11 protein-coding genes are annotated in these 16,519 nt (G+C 55.9%); 5 read left to right on the top strand and 6 right to left on the bottom strand.

The features are described from left to right. Positions 1-97: 97 nt before the first annotated feature. Together DBY68_RS00470 and dld are read right to left on the bottom strand one after the other, a co-directional pair. Positions 98-652, bottom strand: a complete 555-nt coding sequence (locus DBY68_RS00470; RefSeq protein ID WP_108473680.1) for a GNAT family N-acetyltransferase — start codon at positions 650-652, stop codon at positions 98-100. Between the two features lie 98 nt (positions 653-750). Then, the gene (gene dld, locus DBY68_RS00465; protein ID WP_108473681.1) at positions 751-2,514 is read right to left on the bottom strand and encodes a D-lactate dehydrogenase; all 1,764 of its coding nucleotides are present in this window, start codon (positions 2,512-2,514) and stop codon (positions 751-753) included. 196 nt (positions 2,515-2,710) lie between these two features. Between dld and bglX the strand changes: the two genes are divergently transcribed. The 5 genes from bglX to DBY68_RS00440 all read left to right on the top strand — a co-directional run bounded on the left by bglX (position 2,711) and on the right by DBY68_RS00440 (position 11,142). Further along, positions 2,711-5,008 carry a beta-glucosidase BglX gene (gene bglX, locus DBY68_RS00460; RefSeq protein ID WP_108473682.1) on the top strand — a complete coding sequence of 766 codons (2,298 nt, stop codon included), beginning with the start codon at positions 2,711-2,713 and terminating at the stop codon, positions 5,006-5,008. 916 nt (positions 5,009-5,924) lie between these two features. Beyond that, the gene (locus DBY68_RS00455; RefSeq protein WP_108473684.1) at positions 5,925-7,262 is read left to right on the top strand and encodes a glycoside hydrolase family 28 protein; all 1,338 of its coding nucleotides are present in this window, start codon (positions 5,925-5,927) and stop codon (positions 7,260-7,262) included. Between the two features lie 65 nt (positions 7,263-7,327). Beyond that, positions 7,328-8,887 (top strand): MFS transporter, encoded by a 1,560-nt coding sequence (locus DBY68_RS00450; protein WP_108473685.1) that lies wholly within the window; start codon positions 7,328-7,330, stop codon positions 8,885-8,887. A gap of 54 nt (positions 8,888-8,941) precedes the next feature. Then, positions 8,942-10,177 carry an MFS transporter gene (locus tag DBY68_RS00445; protein ID WP_108473686.1) on the top strand — a complete coding sequence of 412 codons (1,236 nt, stop codon included), beginning with the start codon at positions 8,942-8,944 and terminating at the stop codon, positions 10,175-10,177. Between the two features lie 47 nt (positions 10,178-10,224). Further along, positions 10,225-11,142, top strand: coding sequence for an ABC transporter substrate-binding protein (locus DBY68_RS00440; protein WP_108473687.1), 918 nt, complete (start codon positions 10,225-10,227; stop codon positions 11,140-11,142). Positions 11,143-11,176: 34 nt separating this feature from the next. Here the strand turns inward: DBY68_RS00440 and DBY68_RS00435 are convergent, their stop codons facing one another. From DBY68_RS00435 to DBY68_RS00420, 4 genes are read right to left on the bottom strand one after another with little or no spacing between them, the layout of a single operon-like run. Continuing rightward, a complete protein-coding gene (locus DBY68_RS00435) occupies positions 11,177-11,896 on the bottom strand; it encodes a fimbrial assembly chaperone (RefSeq protein WP_108473688.1) in 720 nt (239 codons plus the stop codon). Then, positions 11,862-13,187, bottom strand: coding sequence for a fimbrial usher protein StbD (stbD, locus tag DBY68_RS00430; protein WP_108473689.1), 1,326 nt, complete (start codon positions 13,185-13,187; stop codon positions 11,862-11,864). The genes DBY68_RS00435 and stbD overlap by 35 nt, the downstream gene beginning before the upstream one ends. A gap of 4 nt (positions 13,188-13,191) precedes the next feature. Continuing rightward, complete coding sequence (locus DBY68_RS00425) at positions 13,192-15,747, bottom strand: fimbrial outer membrane usher protein (protein WP_108473690.1); 2,556 nt, start codon at positions 15,745-15,747, stop codon at positions 13,192-13,194. Beyond that, positions 15,731-16,480: a fimbria/pilus periplasmic chaperone gene (locus DBY68_RS00420; protein WP_229837628.1), complete on the bottom strand. Its 750-nt coding sequence runs from the start codon at positions 16,478-16,480 to the stop codon at positions 15,731-15,733. Before DBY68_RS00420 ends, DBY68_RS00425 begins: the two co-directional genes overlap by 17 nt. Positions 16,481-16,519: the final 39 nt, after the last annotated feature.

Genomic DNA, 16,519 nt, shown 5'->3' with positions numbered 1-16,519 from the left:
CTTTGGCTTCGGCACGGTAACGTTTATCCGGCCTACCAAAAGCCCCCCGTAGGCCGGATAAGCGTAGCGCATCCGGCATAAGCCAGCACCGAACCTACTACTCCGGCAGCGTCCAATCCCCATCATTGAGCGGGCGCTGCATGATCAACGTATCCCGCCAGTCCCCCAGTTTATAACCCACGCTGCGCAACTGCCCGGCAACCTCAAATCCCATTTTTTTATGCAGGTTAAGCGACCCCGGATTATTGTGCCCATCCCCAACCACCGCCAGCATCTGGCGCCACGGCCCCTGTTCGCAAATCTCAATCAACCGGCCCAGCAGCGCGCTGCCAATGCCGAGCCCGGTCATGGTGGTATCCAGATAAATCGACTCCTCCACCGTATAACGATAAGCCGGGCGAGGGCGGTAAGGTGACGCATAGCAGTACCCAACCACCACGCCGCGATAAAGGGCAACCAGCCAGGGCAGACCGTGGTCATTGATCTTCTTCATGCGCTCGCGCATTTCTTCAATAGAGGGGGGCGTTTCTTCAAAGGAGGCCCGCCCGTTCAGCACGTGCCAGGCGTAGATAGCGGAAATGGCGTGGACGTCATCGGGCTGGGCTAAACGAATTTCAACATCAGTGGCAGTAGCGGATACGCGCGCGGACATACTCAGATTCCTTGTGAAAAAAATCGCCGGAGAAACGTTCCTCCGGCGTCATTCACTTACTCTAATACGGTGCGAACCTGAATAACAATCCGTCTCTCTTATTTCACGGAGGGCTCGTCGGTTGCGGCACAAACGGGATTATTCTGCGGCTTTCCTTCGCCCCAGTATTTCTGTTTACTGGTTTTACCGATGCCCGGGTTCATGCTGTTCGTCGGATCGTTTTCACGATAAAAACGTTTTAACGAGTCGGCGGCTTCGTACAGATGCCCAACGTTATGCTCCGCCGGATACTGCGCGCCGCGTTCGCGCAGCAGCACCAGCATTTTTTCTTTCAGCGCGTGGGCGTCCACGCCTTTTTTGACGATGTAATCCTGATGGAATACGTGGCACATAAAGTGGCCATAGTAGAGTTTATGCACCAGTTGGCTGTCGATTTCCGGCGGCAGATGCTCAAACCACTCGGTATCATTACGACGCAGGGCGATATCCAGCGCCAGAATATCCTCGACTTCATCGGCGTGAACCGCCTGATAACGAATGGCCGCGCCCGCCGCGGCAAAACGGTGCAGGAAGGCTTTGCTGCCCTCTTCAGCGGTACAGACAAAATAGCCGCCTTCTGCCTGTTTAAAGTATTCCGCCAGCCAGGCCTGCGCTTCTTCAATGCCGTCTCCCGCCATTTTCAGCAGCAGGTGATGCTCATATTTATCACGCCACTGCTTCATACGCGCCGGGAGGTGTGCCGGGAAGACGTGGCCGACTTTCTGCATAAAACGGTCGGTAAAGTGCGGCTTAAACAGCGACACCTTTTCCAGCATCGCGTCGGTACGCCCTTTCAGAGTAAAGAAGAACGGCATTTTGTCGGTGCCGAGTTTGTCAATCATCAGGAAGGTGTCTTTGCCGTACTGCTCGGCGATATCGTAAATATCGCGATGCATATATTCCCCCGCCACCGGCAGGTTCTTGAATTCCGCCAGAATGTGGCGACGGATTTCGGTCAGCACGTCCGGCTGGTTGGTGCCGATATAAAACACCTGCTGACGTTTTTCCGCCGGGAAGGTGTCCAGACGCACGGCGAAAACGGCCAGTTTCCCGGCGCAGCCGGATGACTCGAACAGGCGTGCCGGGTCCGCGTTGTAGCGGGCTGGGGTGTCGGCTTCAACATCACGCACGCGAGTGACGTAATCGTGGTCGTGGGCGTGACGGCCATCGTGGCGCACGTCGCTGTCTTTTACCCGTTCATCGTCAAGTTTGCTGAGGATTTGCTCGGGTGTTTCGCCCAGATCAATGCCCAGGTGATTAACCAGCACCAGCTTGCCGTTCTCATCAATACGCGCAAACAGCGACATTTCGGTATACGCCGGGCCACGCTGCACCAGCGAACCGCCGGAGTTGTTGCAGATCCCGCCGATAACCGATGCGCCAATGCAGGAAGAACCAATCACAGAGTGTGGCTCGCGTCCCAGCGGCTTAAGCGCGTTTTCCAGAGAATAGAGCGTGGTGCCCGGCCAGGCCAGTACCTGCTCGCCTTTATCGAGCAGATGCAGCTTATCAAGACGCAGGGTACTGATGATGACAATCTCGCGATCGTAATCATTGCCGCTCGGCGTTGAGCCTTCGGTCAGGCCGGTGTTCGCCGCCTGCATCAGAATGATTTTATCCGCGTTCACGCAGGCGTTGAGGACGCGCCACAGTTCCAGTAGGGAGCCGGGGAAGACAACGGCCAGTGCGTCACCGTGACCGGAGCGGAAGCCCTTGCGATAGCGGGCGGTTTTCGCCGGGTCAGTCAGCAGGTGAGCGTGACCGACCAGACGGGTGAGTTCGTTAATTAGCGCTTTATTATCAGTGGTGGCTTGTGCAGACATCATTCCACTCCTTGTGGTGAGACTAATTTGTCGTCCCTAAGAATAGCGCTTTGCAGATTTATTGGGAGTACGAATGTTTCGAAAATTCAGAGAATAACCTTCGCTTTCTGCTCCTCAGCCGTTTAGGCTTATGGCAAACTGCGGTTTTTCATCAACTTTCGCCGATTGACTGGCATGGAATAAAGAGACTGACAACATGAAATGGTTATGTTCTGTAGGCGTCGCCGTGAGCCTGGCGCTGCAACCCGCGCTGGCGGAAGATCTGTTCGGCAATCACCCGTTGACGCCCGAGGCGCGGGATGCGTTCGTTACCGGGTTGCTCAAAAAAATGACGGTTGATGAAAAAATCGGCCAGCTTCGCCTGATAAGCGTGGGGCCGGATAACCCGAAAGAGGCGATCCGCGACATGATTAAAGAGGGCCAGGTTGGCGCTATCTTTAACACCGTGACCCGCCAGGATATCCGCAAAATGCAGGATCAGGTGATGGAACTGAGCCGCCTGAAAATTCCTCTCTTCTTCGCCTACGACGTGCTGCATGGCCAGCGTACCGTATTCCCGATAAGCCTCGGCCTGGCGTCAAGTTTTAACCTTGATGCGGTGCGCACCGTTGGCCGTGTGTCTGCGTATGAAGCGGCGGACGACGGCCTGAACATGACCTGGGCGCCGATGGTTGATGTCTCGCGCGACCCGCGCTGGGGCCGTGCCTCGGAAGGTTTTGGTGAAGATACCTATTTGACCTCCACCATGGGCAAAACCATGGTGGAAGCGATGCAGGGCAAAAGCCCGGCGGATCGCTATTCGGTGATGACCAGCGTTAAACACTTCGCCGCTTACGGCGCGGTTGAGGGCGGGAAAGAGTACAACACCGTTGATATGAGCTCGCAGCGCCTGTTTAACGATTATATGCCGCCATACAAGGCGGGGCTGGATGCGGGCAGCGGCGCGGTAATGGTGGCGCTGAACTCGCTGAACGGCACACCTGCAACGTCAGATGCCTGGCTGCTCAAAGAGATCCTGCGTGATAAATGGGGCTTTAAGGGTATTACCGTTTCCGACCACGGCGCGATTAAAGAGCTGATTAAACACGGCACAGCTTCTGACCCGGAAGATGCGGTACGCGTGGCGCTGAAGTCCGGCATCAACATGAGTATGAGCGATGAATATTACAGCAAGTACCTGCCGGGGCTGGTGAAATCCGGCAAGGTGACGATGGCGGAGCTGGACGATGCCGCGCGTCATGTGCTGAATGTGAAATACGATATGGGGCTGTTTAACGACCCGTACAGCCATCTTGGGCCGAAAGAGTCTGACCCGCAGGACACCAATGCCGAAAGCCGTCTGCACCGTAAAGACGCACGCGAAGTCGCGCGCGAAAGTCTGGTATTGCTGAAAAACCGTCTCGAGACGCTGCCACTGAAAAAATCCGGCACTATCGCCGTAGTGGGCCCACTGGCAGACAGTAAGCGTGATGTGATGGGAAGCTGGTCGGCGGCGGGCGTGGCAGACCAGTCGGTGACCGTGCTCACCGGGATTAAAAACGCGCTGGGTGATAAGGGCAACGTGGTTTACGCCAAAGGCGCGAATGTCACCAACGATAAAGGTATTGTCGACTTCCTGAATTTATATGAAGAGGCGGTGAAAGTTGACCCGCGTTCCCCGCAGGCGATGATTGATGAAGCGGTTGCCGCCGCGAAGCAATCTGATGTGGTGGTTGCCGTAGTGGGCGAAGCGCAGGGCATGGCGCATGAAGCCTCCAGCCGTACCAATATTGAAATCCCACAAAGTCAGCGCGACCTGATTGCCGCGCTGAAAGCCACCGGCAAACCGCTGGTGCTGGTGCTGATGAACGGGCGTCCTCTGGCGCTGGTGAAAGAAGATCAGCAGGCTGATGCGATTCTGGAAACCTGGTTCGCCGGCACCGAAGGCGGGAACGCCATCGCCGACGTGCTGTTTGGTGATTACAACCCGTCGGGTAAATTGCCGATGTCCTTCCCGCGCTCTGTCGGGCAGATCCCGGTTTACTACAGCCACCTTAACACCGGTCGTCCGTATAATGCGGATAAGCCAAACAAATACACCTCTCGCTATTTCGATGAAGCTAACGGCCCGCTTTATCCGTTCGGCTATGGCCTGAGCTACACGACGTTCACGGTTTCTGACGTGAAAATGTCGGCCCCGTCAATGACGCGTGACGGTAAAGTCACCGCAAGTGTGGAGGTGACTAACAGCGGCAAGCGCGAAGGCGCGACGGTGATCCAGATGTACTTGCAGGACGTCACGGCGTCGATGAGTCGCCCGGTGAAACAGCTGAAAGGCTTTGAGAAAGTGACGCTGAAACCCGGTGAAACGCAGACCGTCAGCTTCCCGATTGATGTTGAAGCGCTGAAGTTCTGGAATCAGAGCATGAAATACGATGCGGAACCGGGCAAGTTCAACGTCTTTATTGGTGTCGATTCGGCGCGCGTGAAGCAGGGAGCGTTTGAGCTGAAGTAGGCCCTCACCCTAACCCTCTCCCGCAGGGAGAGGGAACCGATCGTGCCAATCTGATTGTTCTGTGCTGGTTTTCCCTTCTCCCGCAGGGAGAGGGGACCGATCGTGCCAATCTGATTGTTCTGTGCTGGTTTTCCCCCTCTCCCGCAGGGAGAGGGAACCGATCGTGCCAATCTGATTGTTCTGTGCTGGTTTTCCCCCTCTCCCACAGGGGAGGGAACCGATCGTGCCAATCTGATTGTTCTGTGCTGGTTTTCCCTTCTCCCGCAGGGAGAGGGAACCGATCGTGCCAATCTGATTGTTCTGTGCTGGTTTTCCCCCTCTCCCACAGGGGAGGGAACCGATCGTGCCAATCTGATTGTTCTGTGCTGGTTTTCCCCTCTCCCGCAGGGAGAGGGGACCGATCGTGCCAATCTGATTGTTCTGTGCTGGTTTTCCCCCTCTCCCGCAGGGAGAGGGGACCGATCGTGCCAATCTGATTGTTCTGTGCTGGTTTTCTCCTCTCCCGCAGGGAGAGGGAACCGATCGTGCCAATCTGGTTGTTCTGTGCTGGTTTTCCCCCTCTCCCTGCGGGAGAGGGCCGGGGTGAGGGGCAAACCCACCGTACCAACCAAAAATCAATCCCCATCCCTCGTCAATTTCCCACTTCCGTGAACATCGTCACCTTCCTCAATAACATTTCGCCGTCACCCCCATTTTGCTCCCTCTTTTATTCTTCATCGCACAGGGCAATGTGACCTTCAACGCATTTCCCTTTCCTCTGTAATGGCGATTTTGTGCGCACTATCAAAAGCTATTTATCCCCCGTCTGGTGGACGTGATGATTTTCACTATTACGTAAAAAAGCCTGGAAACAGCGCGCGAGCCAAGGGCGAAAACTTCGTTAAATGCGGCTATCGAAAATGACACAGGTAGCGCAATGAAACTCTCCCTCGAACAGGCCGGGCTTGATAACACCGGCACGCGTCCGGTTACGGCACAGTTGCAGCAAATGATTGATACCATTGCGGCGGCAGGCGGCGGTACGTTAACTCTCTCGCCTGGCGTCTGGCTGACCGGCACGCTGGTCCTTCCGTCCCATTTCACACTGCATCTCGACGCAGGCGCCTGTTTGCGCGCCAGCCCGAACGTGGAGGATTACCCGGCAGACCTGACGCAGTCTATGGCCGAGTTGTCGCATATGGCGCTGTTGTACGCCCGTAATCAGCAACAGATAACCCTCAGCGGAGAAGGGCGCGTTGAAGGCAATGCCGCGGCCTGGTTCGCGCCGCAGGCAGATGCGCAGGGCTATCGTCAGCCTGCCGCACAGCGCCCGCGTCTGCTGGTGCTGGAAGGGTGCGAGCAGGTGCGCCTGTGCGATATCACGCTGGTGGATTCACCGATGTGGACCGCGCATCTGGTGAGCTGCAAACATATTTTCATTCACCGTTTAACCATTGATAACGACCTGGCGCTCTCTAATACCGACGCGCTGGATCTCGATAGCTGCCAGTTTGTCCATATCAGCGACAGCTACTTCAGCGCCGCTGATGACGGCATTTGCCTGAAAACCACCCGCAAAGCGCCCGGGTTACAACAGCCTACCCGCCATGTAGTGGTGAACAACTGCATCATTCGCTCAAAAAGCTGCGCCATCAAAGTGGGCACCGAAACGGCGGCGGATATCAGCCACATCATCGTCAGCAACTGCACCATTTTTGAGTCCAATCGCGGCATCGGCCTGGTGTCGCGCGACGGCGGCGAGTTCAGCCAGATGAGCTTCAGCAACATTCTGTTTGATTGCCGTCACGGTCATCCGTGCCACTGGGGGAAAGCCGATCCGGTGTATCTCTCCGCGCGTCGTCGCGATCCGCAGGTGGCCGCCGGGCAGATTCAGCACATCACTTTCAGCAATCTTTCCGGTATCAGCGAAGGGGCAATCAACCTGCACAGCGAAACCGCAGGTGATATTCACGACATCACCTTTAACGGTGTTCAGCTTCAGCAGGTACAGGGCGCTGCGCAGGAGCAGGGCTGCTATGACGTTCGTCCGCCGTGCAACCCGGCGAAACCGACCGGAATGGGGCTGGATAACGCCTATCTGGTGAACCTGGAAACCGGGCGCGCATGGGGCGTTGAGCCGTATCCTGGCGGGCTTCCGGCGCTGTATGCCGATGGCGTGACCGGGTTGGTGCTACGCGAGTTCAACGCTGTGCGCCCAACGCCGCTACCCGCAGGCTGGCATCCGCAGGATGTGGTGAGGGTGAACGGGAAATAAGCATTCAGAGCGGCGGCGCGGCTCTGGGGCTGCAATCGCCGGATGTCAGTTTAAGGGGATGGAAAATGATAAAAAAAGTCAGGGAGATAAAACTCCATAACTATGTCTGTTACGGTCTCGCGGATGTAATCGGCTCCGGGGCCTTCACGCTGGTCAGCGCCTGGTTGCTGTTTTTCTTAACCACCTTCTGCGGCCTGACGCCGATTGAAGCCGGGTCGCTGTTTGCCGTGGCGCGTATTGTCGATGTGATTATGTGCCCGCTGATGGGCTACATTTCCGATAACTTCCATAAAACCTGGCTGGGCAGGCGCTTTGGCCGTCGCCGCTTCTTCCTGCTGCTCAGTATTCCGCTGGTCTCGGTTTACAGCCTGCTGTGGGTGGAAGGCTTCAATTACTGGATGTATCTGCTGGTCTACATCCTGTTCGAAATCGTCTATTCGATGATTTTGATTCCTTACGACACCCTGTCGGCGGAAATGACCTCTGATTTCACCAAACGCTCGAAGCTCACCAGCGCCCGCATGTACATCGCGCAGTTTGCGGGCTTTACCGCCGCGTTTTTGCCGGGGCGTCTGATTGACTCTTTTGGTTCCGATTCGGCGGATTCCTTCTTCTACGCCGGGGCGATTTTCACCGTCTCCTTTATGGTGGTGCTGTTCTTCGTCTATTTCGGCACCTGGGAACGTTCAATCGAGGAAATTGAACTGAGCGAGCGCACCATTGAAACTACCGAGAAACTGCCGCTTTCCACGCGTATTTTCAATATCTACTACGACTTCGTTTCTACCTTAAAAATCAAAACGTTTCGTTCTCATCTGGGGATGTATCTGGGAGGCTCGGTAGGGCAGGACATCTTCAACTCCGTCTTCACCTACTTTGTGGTGTTTGCGCTCTCCACCTCGTCGATTGTGGCCTCTAACTTGCTGAGTGCGATTAACGGCCTGCAATTCTTTGGCGTCGGCGTCGCCACCTGGCTGACCCTGCGCTACTCGCCGTCCCGCGCGTTTGCTACTCAGGCCAGCATGGCGCTGATTGCTTTTGGTTTGTTCACCTTCACCTACCTGAGCGGCTCAACCAGCATGGTGCTGCTCTATCTGGCGGCGGGGATTGCGGGTCTGGCGCGCGGCGGTATCTACTCCATTCCATGGAATAACTACACCTTCGTGGCGGATGTGGATGAAATTCTCACCTGTAACCGCCGTGAAGGGATCTTTGCTGGCTTTATGAGCCTGCTGCGTAAAGCCTCTCAGGCGCTCTCAATCTTCCTGGTGGGTGTTGCGTTGCAGATGTCCGGCTTTGTCACCGGTCAGGCGAGCCAGCCGCAGTCGGCTATCAACATGATTCTTGCCATCATGATAATTCTGCCTGTGCTCCTCACTGCATGGGGCATTTGGTCTGCTGTCCAGTTCAAAGTAAATGGTCGCACCCATGCGATTCTCAACGAAGAAGTGGCGCGCCTGAAACAGGGCGGCAGCAAAGCGACGGTCACCGCCGAAACCAAAGAGGTTATCGAATCGTTGACCGGCCTGCCTTACGAGCAGTGCTGGGGAGATAACACCGTCGGCTGCGTTAACCGCAGCCTGATGAAAGCGAAAGAAAACGCGGTGCAACTGAAGAACGCGTAATCATTGACCCGCCCGGTGCCGCACGCGCCGGGCTTACTTTTTTGACTGGCATTTATGACTGAACATAGCGTGTACATTCAACAAGGCATCTGGGCGCGAATTGGCCTTCCTCGCCAATTGTTGTGGGGGTTTATTGGCGTCTTTTTGTTTATTACCGGCGCGACTGTCGAACAGAGCTGGCTGGCGTCGCTTTTACAACAGCGCGGCTTTGACGCGCGTGATATCAGTATGATGTCATCGGTCTTCGGCCTGTGCGTGGCGCTGGTCTCCTGGTTCTCCGGGATTGGCGCAGGTGTGCTGGGCATTCGTCGCCTCATGTGGGCGGCGACGCTGGTCTATTTTATTGGCTCAGTACCGTTTATTTTCTGGGCGCTGCCGCACGGAAACTATCCGCTGATGGTTGCCAGCTACGCGCTTCGCGGGGTGGCTTATCCGCTTTTTGCCTACTCGTTTCTGGTGTGGATTAACCAGTGCTGCGAAACGCGCATTCTGGGGCGTGCGGTTTCCTGGTTCTGGATTGCCTTTGGCGTGGGCATGACCATCGTCGCGCCGTGGTTCTCGGGCTTTATGATCCCGCGTAGCGGGGAAACCACCACCTTGCTGGTTGGCTTCGTTTTTGTGCTGGCGGGCAGCGGATGTGCGCTGGTGCTTAACCGTGCCCAGCCCGAGCGCGAGTCAGATAGTAAAATCTTACCTGCGCTGGGCGAAGGGCTGATGGTGCTGGCGCGCGAGCCGAAAATGCGCCTGGCGGTACTGGTAAAAACCATCAACGATATCGGTAAATTCTCGTTGGTTATTTTGATGCCGGTTTACCTGCCGCGCTTCGGTTTCAGTATTCAGGCGTGGCTGACTATCTGGGGGCTGGTCAATGTGCTGAACATCTTCGCCGGATACTTCTTCGGTTGGCTGGGCGACACCATTGGTTGGCGCAAAACGGTAGTCTTTTTCTCCGGCACGCTGTGCGGCGCAGCGTCGCTGGCGGTGTGTTACGCCCCGGTACTGTTCGGCAATAGCGGTGTGGCGTTGTTTGCCGCGCTGGCTATTTACGCCATCGGGCTTGGCGCATTCGGCCCGCTGAGCGCGCTGATCCCCGCGCTGCTGCCGGAAAACAAAGGTGCAGCGATTTCGTGCCTTAATTTAGGATCTGGCTTAAGCAACTTCGCCGGGCCGCTTATCGTCACGCTCTGCGTCGATCCGCTCGGCGTGGAAGGTACGCTGTGGGTGATCGCGATACTCTATTTCGCCGCCAGTGTGCTGGCGATACCGTTAAAAGTGCCACACGAAGATTGATCGACTACGCTTTTTCCTCAGGAACATGAAAATAATGAGGAATCAGTATGTCAGGTACAAAACGTTGGGCAGGTTCACTGGCACTTCTGGCAGCCGTGAGCCTGCCGCTTCAGGCCGCCTCTCCGGTAAAAGTCGGCTCAAAAATTGATACCGAAGGGGCGCTGCTCGGTAATATCATTTTGCAGGTGCTGGAAAGCCACGACGTTAAAACCGTTAACAAAGTGCAGCTTGGCACCACGCCAGTCGTGCGCGGCGCTATCACTTCAGGCGAGCTGGATATTTACCCGGAATACACCGGCAACGGCGCGTTTTTCTTTAAAGATGAAAACGACGCGGCGTGGAAAAATGCACAGCAGGGTTACGAAAAAGTCAAAAAGCTCGATGGTGAGAAAAATCATCTTATCTGGCTGACGCCTGCACCCGCCAACAATACCTGGACCATTGCCGTGCGTCAGGATCTCGCGGAGAAAAATAAACTCTCTTCTCTGGACGACCTTAGCCGCTATCTGAAAACGGGCGGGAGCTTTAAGCTTGCGGCCTCCGCTGAGTTTATCGAACGCCCGGATGCGCTTCCTGCCTTTGAGAAAGCCTACGCGTTCAAACTGAACCAGCCACAGTTGTTGTCGCTGGCGGGCGGTGATACCGCGGTAACGATTAAAGCCGCAGCCCAGCAAACGTCAGGCGTGAATGCGGCGATGGCCTACGGCACCGATGGCCCGGTGGCCGCGCTGGGATTAGTCACCCTGAGCGATCCGAAAGGCGTGCAGCCGATTTACGCTCCAGCGCCCGTGGTGCGCGAAGCGGTGCTGAAGGAATATCCGCAACTGGATAGCTGGTTGAAGCCGGTATTCGAAAGCCTGGATGAGAAAACCCTTCAGCAGCTTAACGCCCGCATTGCGGTGGAGGGCGTCGATGCTAAGAAAGTGGCGGCGGACTACCTGAAAGAGAAGGGACTGGTGAAATAATATTTCAGGGCGTCATTAATGACGCCCTGAACGTTTACCCGCCAGTGGTCAGGTTTGCCTGATAACGTCGGTAGTTGCCGTCATCGGTAATCACATCATAAACCAGACGGCTTCCCGCGTTGAGGGTCGCAGGGCGCGTTATCTGTTCCTGAGCGTGAGGCGCAATCATCATACTGGTCGGTTTCTGCTGGCCGGGAAGGTGCAGCGATAAACTCATATACCAGGGTGAGGGATTTTCCACCCGCAACGTCTCTTCGCTAACGCGAAAGCGCAGCCCGCGTTCATCTTTTTCCTCAGGCGTCGGCAAGCCTGCCGGGCGAATGAAAATCTTCATGCGTAATCGCAGTGGCAAAATCACCTTTTGTCCTTCACGGCCACTTGCCGCGTTATCCGGGGCAATCTGATAAATATTGAGCCAGAAGAGTGTTTCCCTGTCCTCAGCCAGTCCCTGGCGAGAGGCGAGCATCAGTTTTAATGACCGAAGCTCGCCCGGGAGCATTTTAAAGACCGGTGGAATGACGACCACCGGCGTAGGGTTCACATCCGGCGTGCTGGCCGGATCGCCATCGTCTGCCCATACCTGAATGACCATTGGCATTGCCCCATCGTTAGACAGGTTTAACGTGCGAGCGACGTCGCGGGCGCTGAAAACGATCCGCGTGCGATCAACGTTTACTGCGGCGCTCACCTGAGCCGAAAATGCCAGCAGTAACGCCACCTTACTGAAAACTGACCACCACTTGTAATTGCGCATTGACTGTTCCTGCGGTAACCGTTTGGCCGCTGATGGCTTCAAGAGAGGCGGTGAAATCGCCGGTATACGTTGTCACGGTGTCTGATGAAACCAGCGTGGTGAGATCTTTGTAGGCGTACCAGCCTCGCGTGTTCCCGGTGCCCATACTGGATTGGTCTGGCAGCAGATTAAGCGCGGTGCCATTGCTGTTATAAATCTTAATGCCCACACCTGAGGCGACGCCGCTGCTGCCGTACTGGGTATCCAGCAACCATGTCAGGCCACCGCCGCTGGTCACCAGATTCAGCGTGCGCGCCGCAGCCACGGCGGCGGGCTGATTGACCAGAAAGCCCATGGCGACGTTTGCGGCGCTGGCGGTTGAGGCGCTGGTGCTTGAAATCGCGCCGGATTCACACTGCAGGCTGACAGTGAACGGCACCTGGCTGGCGTTTCCGGCCTGCAACTGAGCGACACTCATCGTCGGTAGCAGTACGCGCGCGGGATAATCGCTGACCTGGCAAATCGCCCCACGTATATAGGTGACGCTGCCGTAGCTGCCCCATGCACCCGGCCAGCCGGTATACCAGCCTGAATAGTTGGAGAGACTGTCCGCGCCGTCGGCCAGCGATGGGGAGATACCTGGGCCTTTAAAGGCGATATAACCGCGTGGTTGGGTATAGGTATCCACATAACGATTTGCACTTTGATAGCCGTAAGTCGTTGAGGTGATTTTGAACATCTCATACAGCACGTTACTGAATGCGCTGGCTGGAATATAAATATAGGTTCCATCGCTGTACCAGTCGCTGGCGGTAAATTTACGCGACTTCCAGTAGCGGCTGTAGTATTCGCCGGTGGTGAGATTCGTCATGCGTACCGCGACGTTTTTCACATAGTCGTAGTAAGCCCCGTCCACTTCTGAGGTGGTATATTTCCCGGCATACGTCGCGTCGCCGTTGGTGGCGTAAAACTCATACAGACTGTCGGCATCCGCGACGGCGCAGCGAAACAGTATCTGATTCGCGGTATAGGGGCTATTGGTGGCGGCGGTCAAAAAGCTCCCCACGCCGCTGCCCAGCAGTGTGCCTGACGGCTGAAAGTTGCTGCCGCTGTTCAGGCTAATGACCGCTGGAAGACCTACGTTGCCGCTACAGGTATCGCAGGCACCTGTCCAGCTTGCTGCCGTATAGCCTGCGCTTTTGGCGGCGTCAGAGAGCGAGCTTGTACTGGTCACGCGGGTGCAAGTGGCCCATAGCGAGGTGCTAAAGAGAATGCCAGCGAGGATGCTCAGGAGTTGAAGCCAGGCGCGCATGATGTTATTCCTTCTCGCAGCGTTGATTTAAGGTGATTATCTGTTTCTCGTCATCGGCGGGAAGCTGATACGGTACGCGGCAGCGTTGATGAGCGTTCGCGCCCCAGCGCACCAGCAGCGAGCCGGACGCCGCCGGAATTCGCGCGTAAATTTGCCCGCCCTGACCGACCATGCCTATCAGCGTCCCTTCGCTATCCAGCACATCGGCCCCCATCGGTGGCAGAACGCCGTTGCCCGCATTAAGGTTTATCAACACCGCTTTTCCTTTTAGCGTGTTGAAGTTCACCCGCGCGATAGCGCCGGAATAGGGCACCACGCGCTGGCTGCCGCCGGTGAGCTCGGCATCTGCCGTCATTTGCTGTGTATCAAGGCTAACGTTATTGACACGATACGGTGCCAGTGAAGGCAGAATGGCGTAGCCGAAGCTATCGACGACCGCGCCCTGGCCGTTTTGTACGCGGGCACCCTGCGCGCCGTCCGCGTGGATAAGCGCAAAGGTATCGCTGGTGTAGGGCCCGAGCGTCACGCCGCCAGGATGCAGCACGATCGTGCCCGACGCGCCCAGCCCGGTCTGACGGTAGTTGCTTCCCTGGTCGTAATTGGCCCGCAGTGCGCCGATGCGGGTATTTTCCTGAACGCCCGCGCCGAAGGTCGCGGAACTGTCGGTGCTGCCATCGCGATAACGCTCATATCCGCCATACATGGACCAGGAGAAATCGCCGCCTTCCCCTGCAGAGCCGGTCATCGAGACGGTGGCGGAACGGCTTTGGCGCGTCTGGTTGTAGTTCATGGCAACAGAGGAACGGCTTCGCCCCCAGTCGAGTGGGATGGAAATATTCATCGAGACGGTGGTCTCGGTGTATTTTTGTCGGCTGCTGGCGTCATCGGGATCGTTCACGCTGCTATAAAAACGTCCGTAGTCCCACGACGTACGCTGACGTGCAACGTTGAAGCCGTAGCTGATACGCTGCCACTGATTGCTGTAGCCCAGCTGTAACTGTGTAATACGCGACTGGTTATTGTAGTAATCCGCTGTGCTGGCACTCATGTTGAGCGTGCCAAAACCCCATAAGGGCTGGCTTACCGTCGCCGACAGTCGGTTGCGCTGATGCAACGTATCAGAGTAGTAATCTTCATCACTTTTGTTTTCCCGGCGAACGCCAAGGACATCCTGGAGATCGCGGAACCCGCTGGTGGAATAGCGGTACGCCGCCAGCACCAGATTCGTGCCGGATGAAAACGTTTTGCTGTAGCTTAACTCGCTGCGCCAGCCTTGCTGACGATCGCCATTTTCAACCTGCGCGTTTGACCAGGTGGCATTCATGCCAAATGCGCCGAGCTCGGTTGCCCACACGCCACCGGCCAGCCAGGCCTGATATTCTTTAGCGATACGCGCCCCGGCGTTGAGCGTAAAGTTATTATTGATGCCGTGCTGCAGCGTGCCTTCAAAGAAATTGTTATTCACGCTGTAATACTGACGCACGCGTCCCATCGACAGCGAGTAGTGCCAGTTCCCGGGGCGAACCGAGTCGGGCACGGCAGAGTAGGGCACCGTGAAGGTCGACGTTTTGCCGTTGGCTTCCACCACTTCAACCTGGAGATCGCCCTGATTACGGGTGTTATAGAGATCGTTAATGACAAACGCCCCCGGAGGAACATTTGTTTCATAGATAGTTTTACCCAACTGACTGATGATTACCCGCGCGCTGCTGCCGGCAATACCGCGCACTTCTGGCGCATAACCGCGTTTGCCCTGCGGCCACATTCTTTCGTCGGTGGCGAGCTTAACCCCATTAAATGATAGGCTGCCGAACAGGCTGCTGTCGGTGTAGCTATCACCAAGCGTCATGATGCTCTCAAGCTGCTCGATCGGACGTTGAACCCAGGTACGTACGCTGTTATAGCGATAGGCGCTGCCGGTCTGATTATTATCGACATAGCGCATATTGCCCTGGTGGCGCACTTGCCACAGGCCAAGGTTGGTGCCAGCGTTAATACCGCTCCATAAATATTGATAGCGGTAGTGGCTGTCGGTATTTTCATTAACCGTATAGCTGGTGTTGTGGCGTAAAAATATCGCGGATGCGCCGCTATCCCACTCTTCGGGTGAGATATAACCGCGCGGATTGTGCACCAGTTCGGTCATGGGAATGGCGAGCTGTAGCCGTAAAGTCGATGACTCGAACTGCCAGCTACCGTCCGGCACCCAGACGGTAAACGGTTTGCAGGTTGTGGGCTCATCGTCTTCCGACACGGCTTTGAGCTGTGCGCTTTTCATCAATGAAGCGGTCAGACAGGGCTCCGGCGCACTGTCGGGGCCCTTGTCTGCAAATGTGACTTTGACACCTGTTTTCACCAGCGTGTTATTCACATACACATCCGCCAGGTAATTCCCTGGAGAAATATGTTGCTGATTAAACTGCCCGATATTTTGCCCATATGCAGATCCCTGAAACAGCGCGGGATCAAAATAGTAATCCTCAGCTTGCGCGGCACCTGCAACGATCAAGGCAATCAGCGATGTGAGCCGTTTTAAAGGGAAATCAGGGGTACGTAACATCGTAGTGCTCGCTTATCCTTGCGCCCTGGTCATTAATCGCCGTCAGAGTCACTTTTCCCCGGCTCTGCTGAGGTGCGCGTGTACCGTTTAGCCAAAATGTTTCACTGGAAAAGGGCGAGACCATATCCACGTTAACCGGGATTTTGCTGCCGCCTGCGTCGACGGTCATATTGGAAAGTGAAGCAAACCATGCCGACGTATTTTTAACCTGAATGCCTACGCCTTTACGGCTATCGCGTACGGCAGAAACATGCAGGCTTTTGGTAATATCTCCCGGCGCGGAGAGACCTTCCGGGCGGTAAAACAGCTTCACCCGGGTACGCAGCATAATCAGCATCTTGTTTTGCTTTTGATCGCCCGCCACGTTAGTCGGAGGAACCTGTAAGAAGTTGAACCAGTAGACGGATTCTCTGTCTTTCGGCAACGGTTTCGCGCCGCTGTAGACGATGCGCACGATTTGCCCTGCTTTAGCCTGAATGCGGAAAACCGGCGGCGTTGATAAAAACGGTACCGCATGGCTATTTTGCGGATTGGCGTCGACATTACCTTCGTCAAACCACGTCTGCACAACGTAGGGGTAGGCGTCATTATTTTTGAGCTGAACATCCACGGAGGAAGACTTCGCGTTGTAAATAATACGGCTGCCCAGCATGGTGACGCTGGCGTGGGCCGTGGCAAGACCGCTCAGACTAAAGGCGACCAGCCACAGAAAACTGCGATGAAAGACGCGCATTGAAATCATGGATTCCTTCCGTCAAAAAAAGGCACAGCA

Source organism: Pseudocitrobacter sp. RIT415, assembly GCF_003057695.2.
Classification (GTDB): domain Bacteria; phylum Pseudomonadota; class Gammaproteobacteria; order Enterobacterales; family Enterobacteriaceae; genus Pseudocitrobacter; species Pseudocitrobacter faecalis.
This window is presented reverse-complemented; position numbering and strand designations above follow the sequence as displayed.